Source organism: Ectobacillus panaciterrae DSM 19096, from assembly GCF_000430785.1.
Taxonomy (GTDB): Bacteria; Bacillota; Bacilli; order Bacillales; family Bacillaceae_G; genus Ectobacillus; species Ectobacillus panaciterrae.
In genome coordinates, this window is record NZ_AUMR01000206.1 from 1 (window position 1) to 1,112 (window position 1,112).

The window sequence follows — 1,112 nt, forward strand, 5'->3', positions numbered from 1 at the left end:
TTCTTGGAAAGCCGTATGCGGTGAAAGTCGCACGTACGGTTTGGGAAGGGGGAGTTGACACGCTTTTGGCGTCTGGCTCCCTACTTCACCTGGTATTACCCCTTCTTATGTTTACATAACATAATTTATCGGAAGTTGTGAAAGACAGAAATTATTTTTTAGAATGGCACTCTTGGCAGTAGATTTTTCCTTCGTTTTCGAGATACCTTTTGATTTCAGTCATACCTGCATATTCAGGGTAGCGCATTTCAACATAAACTACTTCTCCACCATGAATATCTTTCCCGCAACTAGTACATTTGGGTTTTACTTTAAACATAGTTCTCTCCCCTTTTATTCAAATACAGCAAACCCCTCCCCGTTCTGGAGAGAGGGTCTGCCTTATATTGTGTGTTGTCTGTTGCGATGCTTCACAATGTATGCTGTCACTAGAGCGAACAATCCAACAGTAAAGCCGATCAATTGGTCCAGTAACAATTCGTCTTGCAACATCCAACGGAGGATGAAGGTACCACCAAAGATAAGCATGGCGATAATTCCTACATACTGCAAACCTTGATAAACATTCTTCATCTTCCTCAACTCCTTTTCCTTATATCCATATTGTACCATTCAAAGGGAACAGTGTATTGTAGCAATTTGGATGTATGCCATATTCATGTGAGGTTTACATAACATCTCATTATCGGAAGTCAATGTATCTCAGATACTATAAAAATGCCCTTCAGACCTTGTGTTCTGAAGGGATTTCTTGTTCACATAATCAGTGTTATCGGAAGTTCAGGCTTGTATGTACTACCTTTGGTACTAAAATTTTTATTAGCAGTTTACTCTATCCATTTGTTCTTATTGCTAAATGTTTCATAATCAAACTTTGGCAGATAATCAAACTCTTCATCATTTTTCTGTTCGTATGCTTCTCTGGCTACACCCAACAAAGATTCAAACTCCATGTCCTTTGGCATTTCCTCTGGATGATGCAACACATGGTAGTAAAAATCCCGCCCATTTGCTACAACCACGCATTGGATTTGAGTCAATAAGTTGGACACAAAAATGTGAGGATTATGCTGACTTTCGAGCTTGATCCTCGAAAGCTTGAGGAGTCATAT

General features: G+C 39.5%; 3 protein-coding genes. All 3 read right to left on the bottom strand.

Features of this window, described 5'->3' with window-relative positions; all coding sequences use genetic code 11:
* Window positions 1-151 precede the first annotated feature (151 nt).
* The 3 genes from H540_RS0122345 to H540_RS30680 all read right to left on the bottom strand — a co-directional run bounded on the left by H540_RS0122345 (window position 152) and on the right by H540_RS30680 (window position 1,040).
* Window positions 152-319: a hypothetical protein gene (locus tag H540_RS0122345; RefSeq protein ID WP_028402449.1), complete on the bottom strand. Its 168-nt coding sequence runs from the start codon at window positions 317-319 to the stop codon at window positions 152-154.
* 62 nt (window positions 320-381) lie between these two features.
* Window positions 382-573, bottom strand: coding sequence for a hypothetical protein (locus H540_RS0122350; RefSeq protein ID WP_028402450.1), 192 nt, complete (start codon window positions 571-573; stop codon window positions 382-384).
* A 254-nt stretch (window positions 574-827) separates the two neighbouring features.
* Entirely contained in the window at window positions 828-1,040 is a 213-nt protein-coding gene (locus tag H540_RS30680; RefSeq protein WP_425388162.1) for a DUF4240 domain-containing protein, read from the bottom strand.
* Window positions 1,041-1,112 lie beyond the last annotated feature (72 nt).